Annotated in this window: 11 protein-coding genes; 4 read left to right on the top strand and 7 right to left on the bottom strand. The window is 70.5% G+C overall.

The window, feature by feature from the left end; all coding sequences use genetic code 11:
• Positions 1-71 precede the first annotated feature (71 nt).
• The 3 genes from ACWFRU_RS25025 to ACWFRU_RS25015 all read left to right on the top strand — a co-directional run bounded on the left by ACWFRU_RS25025 (position 72) and on the right by ACWFRU_RS25015 (position 3,765).
• Positions 72-1,511: a sensor histidine kinase gene (locus tag ACWFRU_RS25025; protein ID WP_453690396.1), complete on the top strand. Its 1,440-nt coding sequence runs from the start codon at positions 72-74 to the stop codon at positions 1,509-1,511.
• A gap of 12 nt (positions 1,512-1,523) precedes the next feature.
• Positions 1,524-2,168: a response regulator gene (locus tag ACWFRU_RS25020; RefSeq protein WP_453690395.1), complete on the top strand. Its 645-nt coding sequence runs from the start codon at positions 1,524-1,526 to the stop codon at positions 2,166-2,168.
• Between the two features lie 169 nt (positions 2,169-2,337).
• A complete protein-coding gene (locus tag ACWFRU_RS25015) occupies positions 2,338-3,765 on the top strand; it encodes a PP2C family protein-serine/threonine phosphatase (protein ID WP_453690394.1) in 1,428 nt (475 codons plus the stop codon).
• A 44-nt stretch (positions 3,766-3,809) separates the two neighbouring features.
• Here ACWFRU_RS25015 and ACWFRU_RS25010 read toward each other — a convergent pair whose 3' ends face one another.
• Positions 3,810-5,309, bottom strand: a complete 1,500-nt coding sequence (locus tag ACWFRU_RS25010; protein ID WP_453690393.1) for a DNA-binding protein NsdB — start codon at positions 5,307-5,309, stop codon at positions 3,810-3,812.
• Positions 5,310-5,544: 235 nt separating this feature from the next.
• Between ACWFRU_RS25010 and ACWFRU_RS25005 the strand changes: the two genes are divergently transcribed.
• Positions 5,545-6,684, top strand: a complete 1,140-nt coding sequence (locus ACWFRU_RS25005) for an aminoglycoside phosphotransferase family protein (RefSeq protein WP_451210229.1) — start codon at positions 5,545-5,547, stop codon at positions 6,682-6,684.
• A gap of 108 nt (positions 6,685-6,792) precedes the next feature.
• Here the strand turns inward: ACWFRU_RS25005 and ACWFRU_RS25000 are convergent, their stop codons facing one another.
• The 6 genes from ACWFRU_RS25000 to ACWFRU_RS24975 all read right to left on the bottom strand — a co-directional run bounded on the left by ACWFRU_RS25000 (position 6,793) and on the right by ACWFRU_RS24975 (position 15,671).
• Positions 6,793-9,936 (bottom strand): ThuA domain-containing protein, encoded by a 3,144-nt coding sequence (locus ACWFRU_RS25000; RefSeq protein ID WP_453690392.1) that lies wholly within the window; start codon positions 9,934-9,936, stop codon positions 6,793-6,795.
• 105 nt (positions 9,937-10,041) lie between these two features.
• The gene (locus ACWFRU_RS24995; protein ID WP_453690391.1) at positions 10,042-10,914 is read right to left on the bottom strand and encodes a sugar phosphate isomerase/epimerase family protein; all 873 of its coding nucleotides are present in this window, start codon (positions 10,912-10,914) and stop codon (positions 10,042-10,044) included.
• Positions 10,911-12,134 carry a substrate-binding domain-containing protein gene (locus ACWFRU_RS24990; RefSeq protein ID WP_453690390.1) on the bottom strand — a complete coding sequence of 408 codons (1,224 nt, stop codon included), beginning with the start codon at positions 12,132-12,134 and terminating at the stop codon, positions 10,911-10,913. Before ACWFRU_RS24990 ends, ACWFRU_RS24995 begins: the two co-directional genes overlap by 4 nt.
• The gene (locus tag ACWFRU_RS24985; protein ID WP_453690389.1) at positions 12,134-13,144 is read right to left on the bottom strand and encodes an ABC transporter permease; all 1,011 of its coding nucleotides are present in this window, start codon (positions 13,142-13,144) and stop codon (positions 12,134-12,136) included. Before ACWFRU_RS24985 ends, ACWFRU_RS24990 begins: the two co-directional genes overlap by 1 nt.
• On the bottom strand, positions 13,141-14,145 hold the full coding sequence (locus ACWFRU_RS24980) for an ABC transporter permease (protein ID WP_453690388.1): 1,005 nt from the start codon (positions 14,143-14,145) through the stop codon (positions 13,141-13,143). Before ACWFRU_RS24980 ends, ACWFRU_RS24985 begins: the two co-directional genes overlap by 4 nt.
• A complete protein-coding gene (locus ACWFRU_RS24975) occupies positions 14,142-15,671 on the bottom strand; it encodes a sugar ABC transporter ATP-binding protein (protein WP_453690475.1) in 1,530 nt (509 codons plus the stop codon). The genes ACWFRU_RS24980 and ACWFRU_RS24975 overlap by 4 nt, the downstream gene beginning before the upstream one ends.
• Positions 15,672-15,731: the final 60 nt, after the last annotated feature.

Genomic DNA, 15,731 nt, shown 5'->3' with positions numbered 1-15,731 from the left:
GTTCCGGCGGGCCCTGGCGGGGGCCTAACGTGACGTTGTCCGGCCGTACCAGGTCTGCAGCAGGAGTTGTGATGACGGAGGCTCGAGGTCTCACCGCGCGGGACGGGCCGATGGTCCGGACGCGGGCCGGTGGCTCCACCACCTCCGGCACGCCGGAGCGCCCCGGGACACCGACGGGCGCGCGAGGGGCGCGCGCCCTCGTACGAGCCGTGGGGCGCGCCCCGCTCACCCGGCGGGCGTGGGCCGAGGCGGCGTACTGCTTGGCCGGGTTTCCGTTGGCTCTCGTGGGCGGCGTGCTCCTCGCGGTGGCGCTGGCCCTGGGCGCGGGCTTCACCGTGTCGGTGCTGTTCGCGGTGCTCGGGGCGCTTCTGTTCATCACGGGGCTGCAGCTCGCCCGTGCGCTGGGCGGCGCGCATCGTCGCCTCGCGGCCCTCCTCCTCGGGGACCGGACGGCCGCACCGCCGCCGCTGCGTACGGAGGGGCGGTTAGTCCATCGACTCGACGCCCGGCTGTCGGACGGGGTCGGCTGGCGGTCGGCTGCCTATGTCCTGGCGAAGCTGCCGGTCGGATGTCTGGGGGCGTACGCCGTCCTGTGGTGGCTCGTGGGGCTGATCGACCTCACGGCGCCGCTGCGGTGGGCGCTCTTCGGGCAGCGTCCCGAGCCCGGCTCCCCCGACGGCATGCCGGTGCTCACACCGTTCTTCTTCGGCGGCCCGGACGCCGACACCTTCGGCGGCACGTTCCTCGCGGTCGCCGTCGGGCTGGGCATCCTGCTGTGCGCGCCCTGGGTGACCCGTCTGGTGACCGAGGCCGATCGATGGCTGATCGGCGCGTTGCTCGGACCGGGGCAACTTGCCGATCGTGTGCGGGACTTGGAGGAGACGCGGGCGCTCGCCGTGGACGACTCGGTGGCGCTGCTCCGCCGCGTCGAGCGCGATCTCCACGACGGGGCCCAGGTCCGCCTCGTCGCGGTGGCGATGAGCCTCGACATGATCAGACAGCGGCTCGGCGAGAGCGAGGGCACTGTCGAGGGACAGGACGTCGCCCGCCTGCGTCAACTCGTCGACGGGGCTCACCATCACGCCACCGAGGCCCTCACCGAGCTGCGCGATCTGGCCCGCGGCATCCATCCCCCGGTCCTCGACGACGGGCTGCCGGACGCGCTCGCCACGCTCACCGCGCGCAGCAGCATCCCCGTCGACCTGGTGACGGAGATACCGGAGCGGCCGACCCCCGCCATCGAGACCATCGCGTACTTCTGCGCGGCCGAGCTGCTGGCGAACGTCATCAAGCACAGCGGGGCCGAGCGGGCGTCCATCACGGTGGCCCAGCTGCACGGGCGGCTTCTTCTGCAGGTCGGGGACGACGGACGTGGCGGCGCGGACGCCGGCGCGGGAAGCGGGCTCGCGGGGCTCTTGCAACGCGTACGTACGGTCGATGGGCGGATGGATGTCAGAAGTCCCGAAGGCGGGCCGACGGCGGTCACCGTCGAGCTGCCGCTGCGCGCGTGAGAGCATGCCGCCATGCGCGTCGTGATCGCTGAGGATGCCGCGGTACTGCGGGAGTTGCTGGGTCAGATGCTCCAGGAGCGCGGGCACGAGATCTGTGCCTCCGTGAGCGACGCGGACATGCTGCGGGCCGCGGTCGCCGAGCACCGTCCGGACGTCACGGTGGTCGACATCCGGATGCCTCCGACGCACACGGACGAAGGGCTCCGCGCGGCCATCGACATCCGCCGCGACCACCCCGGCACGGGAGTGCTGCTCTTCTCCCAGTACGTGGAGACGAAGTACGCCACGCGGCTGCTCGCAGCGGGTTCGGCGGGCGTCGGATACCTCCTGAAGGACCGTGTCGCCAACGTCGCGGAGTTCACCGACGCCCTGGAGCGGGTGGCCGCCGGGGGTACGGCCCTGGACCCCGAGGTCGTCACGCAGCTCGCGGGGGCCGGACGCCGCGCGGAGGAACTCGCGCCGCTCACCGACCGGGAGCGCGAGGTGCTCTCGCTGATGGCCGAGGGCCGGTCCAACGCGTCGATCGCGCAGAGTCTCGTCGTCTCGGCGGGAACCGTGGAGAAGCACGTGGCCGCCGTCTTCGACAAGCTCGGGCTGCCCGCGTCACATGACCACAACCGCCGTGTACTGGCCGTTGTCCGCTACTTGCGCGGGTGATCGGGATCGCGCCACCGGAACATATCGTTCCGAAGGACACAGACATATGCCACATGCAACCACACGTCGTGTGTTGCCAAATCCCTTACGAGCCACCCCCCGCTGTGCGAAAGTCATTAGCGGTCCATCCCGCCCGCTTGGTCGCACCGCATCCACAACGGAGCACCTCATGCCGTCCCATGTCTTCGCGGACCGCCCTTCCGCCCAGCCGCCCGAGCGCGGCTCGGTCGAAGCGCTGATCACGCAGACACGTCGGCTCCGCGGCCAGGTCGACGCCGTACGCCGTGACGCCGTACCCGACCAGAGCGACCCGCAGGGGCGCTGGCAACGCGCCCTGTGCGACCTGGCGGTCCATCAGCTCAACGACCTGGACGACCACCTCGCGCAGTTGCGGGACGGACCCGCGCAAACGTCGGCCGTCGAGCACACCGCTCCGGCCGTTCCCCCGCCGCTCGAACCGCAGCACGGCTCGCTCCTGAGCCGGGTCGGCAGCGCGGAGTGGAACCTCCTGAACGACGAGGCGAGTTGGTCGGGCGAGCTGTACCAAATCCTCGGGCGGGACCCGGAAGCTCCCCCGCTCTCCCTAGACGAGCTGCCCTCCCTGGTGCACGCCGACGACCAGCCGTTGCTGACGGCCATGGTCACGGACTGCCTGATCGACGGGAAGCCGATCGACGGCGAGTTCCGTGTCGTGCGCCCCGACGGCGGCGTCCGACAGGTGCACATGATGGGCGAGCCCGTGCTCGCCGCTGACGGCAGCACCGCCTCGATGTGGGCGGTCTTGCGGGACGTCAGCGAGCTGCGCCGCAGCCAGCGAGTGGTGCGCGAGACCCGTGACTCGTTGCAGCGCCAGCGGCACATCGCGCAGACAGAGCACCGGCTCGCGGTCGAACTGCAGGAGGCCGTGCTGCCGCCGTGGCGCGGCTCCCTGCGGTTCCCGCACGGCGGACCCGCGGCACTGGACCTCGCCGCGCACTACCTCCCCTCCTCCACGAGTGCCCTGATCGGCGGCGACTGGTACGACGCGATGGAGCTGCCCGACGGCCAGTTCCTGCTCAGCGTCGGCGACCTCACGGGACACGGCGTCACCGTCACCTCGGGCATGGCGATGCTGCTCGGCGCGGTGCGCGGCATGGCCGTCGCCGGGGTCCGGCCCGCCCAACTGATGGGCTGGCTCAATCAGTTACTGGACAGCACCGCACAACCGGCCCTCGGCAGCGCCGTCTGCTGCCAGTACACCCCCGCCACCCGCACCCTCAGCTGGGCGCAGGCGGGACACCCCGCCCCGCTGCTGTTCCGCGACGGGACGGGGCGCGCGCTGACGCCACCGGGTGGAGTGATCCTCGGGGCGACCTCCGGAGCCACGTACGAGCAGGCCGAAGTGCAACTCGCGCCCGGCGACCTGCTGTTGCTGCACACCGATGGACTGGTCCCGCGGCGTGCCAGGGACGCGGCCACGAGCCGGCTGCTCGCGCTCGCGCCACGTTTCACGGACACACGAGGCGCGCAGGACTGTGTGAGGACGGTCGTCGAAGAGTTCGGCGTGGCCCCACGTGAGGACGACGCCTGCCTGTTGGTCGCCCGGGTGGGTTCCTGATCCCCCGAGCCGTGCCAGGTACTGTGCCCGAGCCGTGCCGGGTCCTACGCGCGGACCCGGCTGCCACCTCCGGTCTTGGCCGATGCCTTGGGCAGGGCCAGCTTGATCTCCTCGCGCAGGTCCTCGATCTTCGGGTAGCCCGAGTACTGAGCCGTCAGGCGGTACATCTCGCGCAGCCGGTCCCACGTGCGCATCGAGGAGTTCGACCCCATCGACACCAGCGCCAACCGTGCGTACCGATCGGCCTGTTCGGGGTCGTCGGCGATGAAGCACGCCGATGCCAGCGAGATGTAGTCGAAGATCTGTGAGCGGTCGCGGCCCTTGGCCCGCAGGTCGATGGCCTCCCGGGCGTGGCGCTGGGCGGTGTTGGCGGCGGACGCGTCGTGATCGGCGAGGGTGCGGAAGGCCAGGGCCTGCATGCCGTGCATGTCCGCCTCGTCGAACATCTGCATCCAGCTGGGCGGCGGCACGTCCCCCTTGTCGGAGACGAACAGATCCTCCGCGATGCCGAGCGTGCGGCGCATGGCCTGCCCCTTGCCCATCGACGCCTGTGCCCAGGCCTCAATGGTGTAGAGCATGGCCTGCGTGCGCGGCAGCATCTCCTCGCCCGAACCCGACTGGGCGAGTTTCATCAGGTCCAGGGCGTCGTCGGGGCGCCCCAGATGCACCATCTGGCGCGCGGCCCGGGACAGGGCCTCACCGGCGCGCGGCCGGTCGCCGCCCTCGCGGGCCGCGTGCGCGGCGATCACGAAGTACTTCTGTGCCGTGGGCTCCAGGCCGACGTCGTGCGACATCCAGCCCGCGAGGACGGCGAGATTGGCAGCGACGCCCCACAGGCGGCGCTGGAGATGGTCGGGGTGTCGGTAGGCGAGCATGCCGCCCACTTCGTTGAGCTGTCCCACCACAGCCTTGCGCTGCAGCCCTCCGCCACGGGAGGCGTCCCAGGCCCGGAACACCTCGACGGAGGTCTCCAGTTCCTCGATCTCCTGCGACCCGATGGGGGCGGCCTCGTAACGGTCGAACCCAGCGGGGTCGGCGTGCAGGGGATGGTCGGATCGGGGAGCGTCGGCAGCAAGGGCCGGATCGGTGTGCAGCCAGTCGCGCATGGCGCCGGTCAGTGCGGAGCCGGCGGCGAGCGCGGCACCCGCGCCCACCAAGCCGCGTCGGTTGAGCATGAGGTCCATTCCCGTGAATTCGGTGAGGACCGCGGCTGTCCGTTCGGGCGCCCACGGCATGCCGTCGGGGTGCTCCACACTCCCGTCGCCACGCTGCTTCCCCACGCGCCCGTGCCGGACCAGACCAAGATCCTCAATGGTCACGACACGGCCGAGACGCTCGGTGAACAGAGCTGCCAGCACCCGGGGCACGGGATCGCGCGGAATTTCTCCCATGTCGATCCAACGCCGTACCCGCGAGGTGTCGGTGGCCAGCTGCGGATGGCCCATGGCCGCCGCCTGCCGGTTCACCAGTCTCGCGAGTTCCCCTTTGGACCAGCCTGCCAGGCCGAAAAGGTCCGACAGTCGGGTGTTGGGTTGTCCGTTCACGTCAAGCCCCCAGGTTCTCGGCTGAGTTGACAGTAACCCTCTGTCAGTTGCTGGGCGACTATTCGCCAGGGTTCGCCAGGGTGCGCCACATGGTGTGCCAGGGGACGCCGGGTGTCAGGTAGGAATGCGCCACCCCGACCCGGCCCACCGCGGGACATTCCCCAGGGTGCTCCCAAAGGGGCCGGGGACGGGAGGCGCCGCAATTCGCAGGCACACGAAGGGATCTGTATCGCCCATGTACACAGCATCGTCCTCCGTGTCCGCCCCGCCCCGGCCACTGCACAGCCGACAGCCCGGCAGCGGCCCGTATCTGGAGCCCGCGCGCCCCGCGGCCGGGTCGCTCGGCGCCGGCCGGACGCGGCGCGTCCCGGGGCCCGGCACGCAACCGCTCAGCGGGAGACTCGACTTGTCAGGCCCCCAGGGGGCGCAACTGCGCACCGCGATCGCCTCGGTGCACCGCATCTGTCCGGAGTTCAACCCGGTACAGGTGCTCCGCCGCAGCGGACGCACCGTACTGCTCGTGGGAACCACAGGGCGCAGCACCGCGATCGCCAAATGTTTACTGGACCACTCGCCCGCGTGGGCCGAGCGGATCCGGCACGAGATAGCGGCATACCGCTCGTTCGTCCGGCACCGTCCTCCGGTCCGGGCCCCGCGGCTCATCGCCGCGGACCCCGAGGACTGCACGCTGGTGATCGAGCGGATGCAGGGCCGCGTCGCCGCGCTGTCCCGTCATCCCGTGGAGCCGCCGCCGCGCGCGGACGTGCGCCTCGCACTCAACTCCATCCGCCATCTCAACCGGTGGCGTCCACCGCAGGAGCTGTTCGGCAGGCCCATGGACTACGGCAAGCGGATCAACCGCTTCCATGAGCTGGGGCTGCTGACCGACCGGGACATGGGCGACCTGCAGAAGCTGCTGCACGGCATCGCGCACTCGGCGGGGCAGCACGGCACGTGGCAGTTCTGCCACGGTGACGCGCTCCTGTCGAACATCCTGCTGTCCCCGGCCGGCCCGGTGTTCGTGGACTGGGAGCACGCGGGCTGGTATCTGCCGGGCTATGACCTGGCGACGCTGTGGTCGGTGCTCGGTGACGCACCGGTCGCGCGGCGCGAGATCAGTCAGCTGGCACAGGAGCAAGGTCCGGCGGCGCGTGACGCGTTCCTGGTCAACCTGATGCTGGTGCTGACCCGGGAGATCCGTACGTACGAGATGGCCGTGCAGCGTTCCATGCACGACGCATCGCCTGCGGCACCGGGGCCGGCCCACCCCGGTGCCGCGACATCCGGTGAGGAGCAGCGGCTGCTGCTGAGGCGGTTGCACGATGACTGCCAGCTGGCCCGTCGGGCCGTGCGTGCGGCCGTCGGCACTCGCTGACCGGGGGGGGAGAAGGTCCGCAGTGCGCCTTGGACAGCGGCGCACTGCGGACTTTTCTATGCCCCCGGCTACTTCCGGCGGCGACTCCCGGCGGCTGTTTCCGGGTGACTATGACGTGGTGAACTGCACCGCGTCCACGTCGAAGGAATTGTTCTGCGGCGACTTGAAGACCACGTACAGCTTGTGGGTGCCGGTCAGGGCTTCGACCGGCACGTCGGGTGTGGCCTGGTAGGTGTCCCAGCCCCCGGTGTTGGGGACAGGCGTGGTGGCGAGCAGCTTGCCGTCGCGGGCGTCCGCGCGCAGTTCGATCGAGCCGACGCCGTACGGCGAGGACAGCTTGTAGCTGACCTTGCTGACGCCTTCCACGCTCATCGGGCTGTACGCGATCCAGTCGCCGTCACTGATGTCACCGATGCGTTTGCCGTTCTCGGCGCCCGCCTGCGAGACGATGCGGGTCCCCGACTGGTCGTCGTGGTACTCCGCCTGCTTGTGCTTGGGGTGCATGACGGAGCGGCCGTAGCCGGTGAGGGCGCTGACGCCGTCGCCGCCCTTGTCGGTGTACTTGGCGTTGAGGACGTAGGTGAGGTCGGCGCCCTCGGGGTGGCCGCCCAGGTCACCGGTGTCCACGGTGCCTTCGCAGCCGGGGATGTCGGTGGTGGGGTGTTCGTGGTCGTCGTGGCCGAGGGCCGGGTTGACGGTGACCTTGGAGCAGTCGATCGTGCCGTCCTCGGGGTCGGTGACCGTGACCTTGTAGGGGATCTTGTCGCCGAATTCGATGAGCTTGCCGTCGACCGGGGTCTCGACCTTCACCTTGGGCGCCGTGTTGCCCGCGGTGACGGGCACGTTGGCGTAGCCGGACTTGCCGGTGGAGTCGGTGACCTTCAGCTGGGCGTTGAAGTCTCCCTTGGTGTCGTAGGTGTGGGAGGGGTTGGCCTCGGTGGAGTCGTAGGTGCCGTCGCCGTTGAAGTCCCAGGCGAAGGTGAGCGGGTCGCCGTCGGGGTCCTTGCTGCCCTCGCTGGAGAAGTCGACCTTCAGCGGGGTCGGGCCGTTGGTGGCGGAGGCCTTGGCCTGGGCGAGCGGGGTGCGCTGGCCCTGGGCGTAGTCGATGCGGTAGAGCCCGGAGTCGTTGTTGCCGCCGCCGAACTCGCTGCCCCACTCCAGGACGTACAGGGAGCCGTCGGGGCCGAAGGTCATGTCCATCGGCTTGGCGAACTTCGCGGACTTCAGGAAGTCGTTGATCTTCAGGAGCTTGCCGTCCTTGTCGAAGCGGATCTCCTTGACCGAGTCGCGGGCCCACTCGTAGAAGAAGCTCGCGCCCTCGAAGTACTCGGGGAACTTCGTCTTGGACGGGTTCTTGGCGTCGTAGTGGTAGACGGGCCCGCTCATCGGGGCCGAGCCGCCCGCGCCCATCTCCGGGAACTCCTTGGACTCGCCGTAGCCGTACCAGATCTCGGGCTGCTGAAGCGCCGGCAGGTCCTTCAGGCCGGTGTTGTTCGGCGAGGGGTTGACGGGCTTGGCGCAGTCGAACTTGGCGCCCACTTCCTGGGTGTCGGGGTTGTAGGGGGCGTACGCCTGGTTGTTGCCGTGGCAGAAGGGCCAGCCGAAGTTGCCCGCCTTCTTGATGACGTTGTACTCGACCAGGCCCTCAGGTCCGCGGTCGGTGGTGGGGGCGCCGCGGTCGGGGCCGTAGTCGGAGGCGTGCACGTAGCCCGTCTTGGGGTCGACGGTGAAGCGGAAGGGGTTGCGGAAGCCCATGGCGTAGATCTCGGGGCGGGTCTTCGCGGTGCCCTTGGCGAAGAGGTTGCCCTTGGGGATGGTGTAGCCGCCCTTGTCCGTGGGCTTGATGCGCAAGATCTTGCCGCGCAGGTCGTTGGTGTTGCCCGCGGTGCGGGCGGCGTCCAGCATCTGCTTGCCGGGGCGCCAGTCGAGCGGGGCGTAGCCCTGCCAGTTGGGGTCGAGGTTGGGCGGGACGTCGTCGCCGACGCCGAGGTAGAGCGTGCGGTTCGGGCCGAACTCGACGGCGCCGCCGGTGTGGCCGGGCTCGGGGAAGGTGCGGTCGCGGTAGGCGGGGACGTCCAGGAGCTTCTTCTCGCTGGCGAGGTCGAGGGTGTTGTCCTTCTTGACCGTGAACCGGGAGAGGCGGTTGATGTCGTCCGTCGCCTTGGCGGGGGCGTAATAGAGGTAGATCCAGCGGTTGGTGGCGAACTTGGGGTCGAGTTCCATGCCGACGAGGCCGTCCTCGCCGCCGGCGTAGACATCGAGCTTGCCCGCCGTGGACGTGGAGTGGCTCTTCGGGTCGAAGATCTTCACCTCGCCGCTGCGCTGGACGTAGAAGACCTTGCCGTCCTTGGCGACGTCCAGTTCCATCGGGTCGGCCGTGTTGTCGTCCAGGGCTGTCTTCTCGTAGCCGGACCAGACCGTGCCGCCGCAGTCGCCGGGCTTGTTGCCCGCGGCCCACTGGATGCCGCCGAGCACGTGCTCGCGGAAGGCGGGCTCGCTGTACGACGCCTTGTCGTGGCCCATGGCGGTGGCCCAGACCTTGCCGCCCTCGGCGTTGCGGCACCAGGAGATGGGGTGGTCGGCGCCCATCGCCTCGCTGCCCGGGTTGTACGTGGTCTCGTCGGCGGTGACCAGGACGTGCACGTCGCCGCGGGGGTTCTTGTCGAAGTTGTACCACTCCTCCGGGCGCTCCCAGCGCTCGGGAAGGCCCTTGGTGGAGGGGTGCGCGCGGTCGGCGACCTTGGCGGTGCCCTTCAGGACGCCCGGCGAGTGGGCGGGCATGTGGGCGCCGGCGTTGATGAGGTCGTCCCACCAGGGGAAGGAGTCCTCGACGCCCATGTCGAGGGTGTTGTGCAGGGCGACGACTCCCTTGCCGCTCTTGACGTACGCCTTCATGGCGTCGCGCTGGGCGTCGGTGTCCCAGACCATGCCGGAGTTCTGCAGCATGATGATGACGTCGAAGTCCTTGAGCTTCGCGTCGTCGAAGACCGTCGCGTCGTCGGTCTGGACGACCTCGAAGTTGTTCGCCGCCGCCTGCTCCTTGACCATCTGGACGCCGGCCGGGATGGAGTCGTGGACGTAGCCGACGGCCTTGGTGAAGAGCAGCGCGCGGAAGGCGGGCGCCTTGTCGGCGGCGCTGGAGGTGGCGGGCAGGAAACCGACCGCGAGGAGCAGTGCCGCGACGAGCGCGATCACCGTTCTTCGTAAGCCTTTCGTGTCACGCGGCCTTCTGTCACGCGCATGACAGTCCATGGGGTGGTCCTCTCTGCTGGGATCTGCTGGGATCTGCTGGGAAGGACGGGACGGACGTGCGGGATTGCCGGATGTCAGAAGGGTCGGACGTCAGAGGGTCGGACGTCAGAGTGCGGCCACGGTGCGGCGCAGGAAGCCGAGCCCCTCGGTCGCGAGCGCGTCCTGGCTGGGCGCGAGGGGCCGCCAGACGGAGGCGGCGACGGCGATGGCGTCGTTGTGGGCCGTGAACGACTCGATGCAGAGCGGCCCCCGGTAGCCGGACTCGCTCAGTGCGCGCAGGAAGCCGGGCCAGTCGAGGTGGTCGGCGCCGGGGGCGCCCCGGTCGTTGGCGCACACCTGGACGTGGCCAATGCGCCCGGCTGCCGTACGGACCGCCTCGGGAAGGGAGTGCTCCTCGATGTTCTGGTGGTAGGTGTCCAGAGCGACGCCGATCGACTCCTCGGGCAGGCCTTCGAGTCCTTCCAGGGTCTGGGCGAGGGTGTTGAACAGGCTCGTCTCGTAGCGGTTGAGGGGCTCGACGGCGATACGGACGCCGGCGCGTGCCGCGTACTCGACGACCGGGGCGATGTGCTCGCGCCACTCCTCGTACGCCGACGCCCGCGCCGCCCGGTCCATCCGCCAGGTGCGGCCGACCGCCGCGTACACCGGGCCCGCCACCACGGGGGCTCCGATCGCGTGTGCCGCGTCGACGCAGCGGCGGAGGTAGTCCTGGGTGGTGCGCAGGGTGCCCTGGTCGGCGCGGACGAGGTTGCGCTCGTCGGGCATGACGGCGACGACGGCCGCGGGGGTCAGTCCCGTGGCGTCGAGGAGCTTCGCCACCGCGGAGGGCTCCCAGTCGTCGGACCGCTCCAGGGGCAGCTCCACGCAGTCGAAGCCCCAGCCCGCGAGGCGGGGCAGTGTCTCGCCGAGCACCTCGACGGTGACCGGGGAGTGCCAGATCCACGGGTTGGCGCCCAACTGCCAGGCGGTGTACGTCACTTCTTGCCTCCCCATGCCTCCGGGTAGCCCGGCAGCTCCTGGCAGCCGCACATCGCGTAGTGCAGCGGCGGCATGCCCTCCTGGAGGTACTCGTCGAGGTTGGCCTGCGTGACCGTGGGCTGCGGCAGCTTCCACTCCTTGGGGACCTCCTTTCCGTCCAGGATGCGCAGGGCCGCGATGACCGGCGTGCGCCACTGGAAGGTCGGATAGGTCGGGGCGATCGCGGTGAGTTTCTTGTCCTTCCACGCCTGGAGGAAGTCCTGCTGGTCCTCCCCGGTGATCGGCGGGACGTCGACGCCCGCGTCCTCGAAGGCCTCGACGGCGGCGACGGCCGTGGCACCGGAGTCCATCCAGACGCCGTCGATGGAACCGTGCCGGGAGATCGCGTCGGAGACGATCGACTTGGTCTTGGCGGGGTCGCCGTCGGTGAACTTGGCGTCCACGACGTCCAGTTCACTCTTGTCCAAGGCGCGCTTCGCGGCCGACCAGCGGGTCTCCAGGACGTCCACGCCGGGCGAGATGCGCAGGGCGAGGATCTTGCCCTTGGGCTTGACCTTGTCGACGAGGAAGTCGGCGGCCACCGCGCCGTAGCCGTAGCCGCCGATGGGGTTGACGAACGTGACGGCGCAGTCGGTCTCCACACCCCGGTCGAAGACGATCACGGGGAGCTTGCCGCAGGCCTCCTTCACCGCCGGGGTGAGGGTGGCGGTGGTGTTCGGCGAGACGATGAGCGCGTCGCAGTCCTTGTTGCCCGCGAGCTCCTGGATGTCGGAGATCTGCTTGTCGTCCTTGCCCTGGGCGTCAAGGACGGTGAAGTCGGCGATCTCCTCGTGCAGTTTCACCTCGGCCTTCATGTTCTTCAGGCCGACCTGGCGCCAGGGGTTGAAGACACCTGCGTTCGAGAAGCAGAGGTGGGTGCCGCCCGAGCCCTTCTTCTTGTACTGGGCGGTGTCGGTCATCTTCGGTTCGAGCATCTGCTCCCAGGGCTTGGCGTCCGGACCCTCGGGGGTCTCCTTGCCGAGCTTCAACTGGCGCTCGTACTCCGCCTGTTCGAAGAACTTGGAGGGCTTGTCGCCGCCTTCATCGGAACCGGCGGACTGCGAGGCGGCGGCGGGCGAGTCGGGCGGTGTGTCGCTGGAACAGGAGGTGAGCAGCGCGCCCGCGAGCAGAGCGGCGGCAGCGGGGGTGAGTGCGCGCCTGCGGTTCACACGGATGTTCATCACGAGGGACTGCCTTCCGAGGAGTGGATACGACGGCGGCGCAGCCGGGACCAGTCGGCGGCCCCGAGCCCGACCGCGGCGATGACGATGACGCCCTGGACGGTGGACTCCAGGGCGCCCGACACGCCCTGCAGATTGAGCAGCGTGAACAGGGCCTGCAGCGAGAAGGCGCCCGCCATCGCGGCGACCACGCTGCCCCGGCCGCCGCCGAGCACGACTCCGCCCAGGACCACGGCGGTGATCGCCTCGAACTCGTAGCCGCGGCCCGCCTGCGCGGAGACCCCGGAGAAGCCGCCGACCAGGACCGCGGCGAGCGCCGCCGCCACGCCGGACAGGACGAAGGCGATGACGCGGGCGCGGTGCACGCGGACTCCCGCCAGGGCGGCGGCGCGTTCGCTGTCCCCGGTCGCGATCAACGTACGGCCGAAGTCGGAGCGCATGAGCAGGACGGCGACGATGCCCGCGACGAGGCAGGCGAGGACCGCCCAGGGCAGCCAGCCCAGGGCGGTGCCGCGCCCCATCTGCCGGAACCCTTCCGAGAGTTGACCGTGCGGGGAGCCGCCCGTCCAGAAGAAGACGGCGCCCTCCAGGATCAGCATCATGCCGAGCGTGGTGATGAATGAAGGCACTCTCAGGCGGGTGGTGATCAGCCCGCTGACGAGGCCGGTGACCGCGCCCGCGAGCAGCAGGCCCGCCGTGAGGAGCGGCCAGGGCGCGTCCGGGAACGAGCCATAGACCTCGGCCGCCGCTACGACACCAGCGGTGACGATCGCGCCGACCGACAGGTCGAACTCGCCGCAGACGATGACCAGATACTGCCCGGCGGCGAGGATCACCAGGGGCGCGGCGCGCTTGACGAAGGCGAGGAAGCGGTCGGGTTCGTAGAAACCGGGGTCGGTGGCGGCGAGCGCGACGAGCAGGACGACGAGGAGCGCGTAGACGGGTGCTCCGGTGCCGAGGGAACGTACGACTCGCTTGTAGGGGGCGACAGTTGCCGCGCCGCTGCTCATGCGGACCTCCTGCTGCCGCGCCGGGCATAGATCGCGACGGCGGCGATGATGACGACGCCGCGTACGACGTTCTTGAAGAACGGATCGACGCCGAGCTGGTTGAAGACGGAGTCGAGCACGGCGAGCACGAGGACCCCGCCGAGGGTGCCCGCCACTCCCCCGCGCCCGCCCGCCAGGATGGTGCCGCCGAGGACGACGGCGGCGATCGACTCCAGGTCGTAGCGGGCCTCGGTGCCGGCCCAGGGGGCGCCCGCGCCGAGCCGTGAGGCGAGGAAGAGGGCGGCGGCGCCGACGCAGAGCGAGCACAGGACGTGCGCGGCGATGATCGTGCGGCGGGTGCGGACGCCGGAGAGCCGCGCCGCGTGTTCGTCGCCGCCGGTCGCGTACAGGTGATGTCCGAAGCGGGTGCGGCGCGTGATCACCCACATCGCGGCGGCGACGGCGGCGAGCAGGAAGAGCGAGACCGGGATCGGGCCCATGCGGTCGTAGCCGAGGTGCTGGAAGGAGGCGGGGACCTTGCCCGCCGGGCCCGTGTAGTTGTCCTCGATCCAGCCGCGCAGGATGAACGCGGTGCCGAGCGTCGCGATGAACGCGTTGACCTTGAGCCCGGTGACGATGAGGCCGTTGGCGAGTCCGACGGCCGCCGAGAGTGCGAGCACGGCGAGCACCGCGGTGAGGACGCTGCCGTCCTCCATGGTGGTGGCGGCCACGAGCGTGCCGAGGCTGATCAGATACGCCACCGAGAGGTCGAGGGAGCCGGTGAGGATGACGGCGGTCTGCCCCACGGCGACAAGCCCCAGGGCGACGCAGTTCTGCAGGATGCCGACGACGTTCGAGAGCGTGAGGAAGTCGCCGCCGCGTGCGGCGACCACGATCCAGCCGAGCGCGGTGACGGCCCCGGCGGCGAGCCAGACGCCGACGGCGGGGTCGGTGAGCCTGCTGCGGCTGGGGGCACGGGTCTTCAGGGAGGCGGGCGGTGGGGCGAGGCTGGTACCGCTCACGCGACGGAGTCCTTTCCGGGTGGGGCGCTCGGGTCGCCGTGCGGGACGCTCGGGTCGCCGTGCGGGGCGCTCGTGGCCAGGTGCATCACGTCCTCCTCGGACGCACCCGCCGGCAGTTCGCCGGTGACGCGGCCCTCGGCCATGACGAGGACGCGGTCGCTCATGCCGATGAGTTCGGGCAGTTCGGAGGAGACGATCAGGACCGCCATGCCCTCGCGGGCCAGTTCGCGGACCAGGGTGTGGATGGCGGCCTTGGCGCCCACGTCGACGCCCCGGGTCGGTTCGTCGAAGAGCAGGACGCGGGGGCGGGCGGCGAGCCACTTGGCGATGACGACCTTCTGCTGGTTGCCGCCGGAGAGGTAGCGGGCCTCCTGGTCCTCGCCGCGCGCCTGGAGCCGTACCCGTTCGAGGAGCGCGGTGAGTTCGCGGGCGGCGGGCGGCCCACCGCGGGCCGGTACGGCGCGCGTGACGAGCAGGGCGTTGTCGCGCACGGACTGACGCAGGGCGAGCCCCTCGGCCTTGCGGTCCTCGGTCACCAGGGCGATCCCGGCGCGGATGGCCTGGCGCGGCCTGGTGGGCCGCAGTGCTGCGCCGTTCACCGTCATGGTCCCGTGGGTGAAGGGGGCGGCGCCGAACAGGGCCCGCGCCAGGGATGTGCGGCCGGAGCCCTCCAGGCCCGCGATGCCGGTGACCTCGCCCGCGCGCAGCGTCAGGTCGATGCCGCTCAGCCGGGCGTTGCCGCCGCCCGTGACGGTGAGGCGTACCTCGCCGATGTCGTCGGGGCGGGCGCGCGGCGGGTAGTAGGCGCTCAGCTCCCGGCCGACCATGGCGCGTACGACCTGGTCGGTGTCGGTGTCCTGGGTCCGCACCGTGGTGACGTGGCGGCCGTCCTTCAGCACCGTGATCCGCTGCGAGAGCTCGAAGACCTCGCGCAGCCGGTGCGAGATGTACAGGATGCCGAGACCGCGGGCCGCGAGGCGGTGCACGAGGTCGTGCAGGAGGCCCGCCTCGTGGTCGGCGAGCGGCGCGGTGGGCTCGTCCATGACCAGGACGCGGACATCGGAGGCGAGCGCCTTGACGATCTCGACGGTCTGCTGCCGGGCGACGGACAGGTCCCGGATGTACGTGCGGGGCGTGATGCCCGCTACGCCGACCTCGGCGAGGAGCTCCGCCGTACGGGCCTCCATCGTGCGGCGGTCGACCAGGCCGTAGCGGGTCGGCTCGCGGCCGAGGAACACGTTCTCGGCGACCGTCCGGTGCGCGAGCAGCGCGAACTCCTGATGGATGATGCCGATCCCGGCGGCCTGGGCCTGTGCCGGGTGGGTGAAGGAATGCTCCGTTCCGTCGAGCACGATGCTGCCCTCGTCGGGCACGTGTTCACCTGCGAGGACCTTCATCAAGGTGGACTTGCCGGCGCCGTTCTCGCCGACCAGCGCGTGCACCTCGCCGGTGGCGAGGTCGAGCGACACCCCGTGCAGCACACGTACTCCGAGAAAGCTCTTGGACACCCCGCGCATCGCCAACATCTGTTGCGTCGCCTGTATCGCCTGCACCCTCGGCTCCTTCGGCAGCGGTCTGCAGAGCAA

It is taken from the genome of Streptomyces sp. NPDC055099, assembly GCF_053607685.1.
Note: the sequence above shows the minus strand (reverse complement) of the source record. Positions and strands in the feature narration are given on the sequence as shown.

What these genes read in the sequence shown, in the direction of transcription:
- ACWFRU_RS25025 (WP_453690396.1), top strand. Translation starts at nt 72, where the DNA reads ATGACGGAGGCTCGAGGTCTCACCGCGCGGGACGGGCCGATGGTCCGG.
- ACWFRU_RS25020 (WP_453690395.1), top strand. Translation starts at nt 1,524, where the DNA reads ATGCGCGTCGTGATCGCTGAGGATGCCGCGGTACTGCGGGAGTTGCTG.
- ACWFRU_RS25015 (WP_453690394.1), top strand. Translation starts at nt 2,338, where the DNA reads ATGCCGTCCCATGTCTTCGCGGACCGCCCTTCCGCCCAGCCGCCCGAG.
- ACWFRU_RS25005 (WP_451210229.1), top strand. Translation starts at nt 5,545, where the DNA reads ATGTACACAGCATCGTCCTCCGTGTCCGCCCCGCCCCGGCCACTGCAC.
- ACWFRU_RS25000 (WP_453690392.1), bottom strand. Translation starts at nt 9,936, where the DNA reads ATGGACTGTCATGCGCGTGACAGAAGGCCGCGTGACACGAAAGGCTTA.
- ACWFRU_RS24990 (WP_453690390.1), bottom strand. Translation starts at nt 12,134, where the DNA reads ATGAACATCCGTGTGAACCGCAGGCGCGCACTCACCCCCGCTGCCGCC.
- ACWFRU_RS24985 (WP_453690389.1), bottom strand. Translation starts at nt 13,144, where the DNA reads ATGAGCAGCGGCGCGGCAACTGTCGCCCCCTACAAGCGAGTCGTACGT.
- ACWFRU_RS24975 (WP_453690475.1), bottom strand. Translation starts at nt 15,671, where the DNA reads ATGTTGGCGATGCGCGGGGTGTCCAAGAGCTTTCTCGGAGTACGTGTG.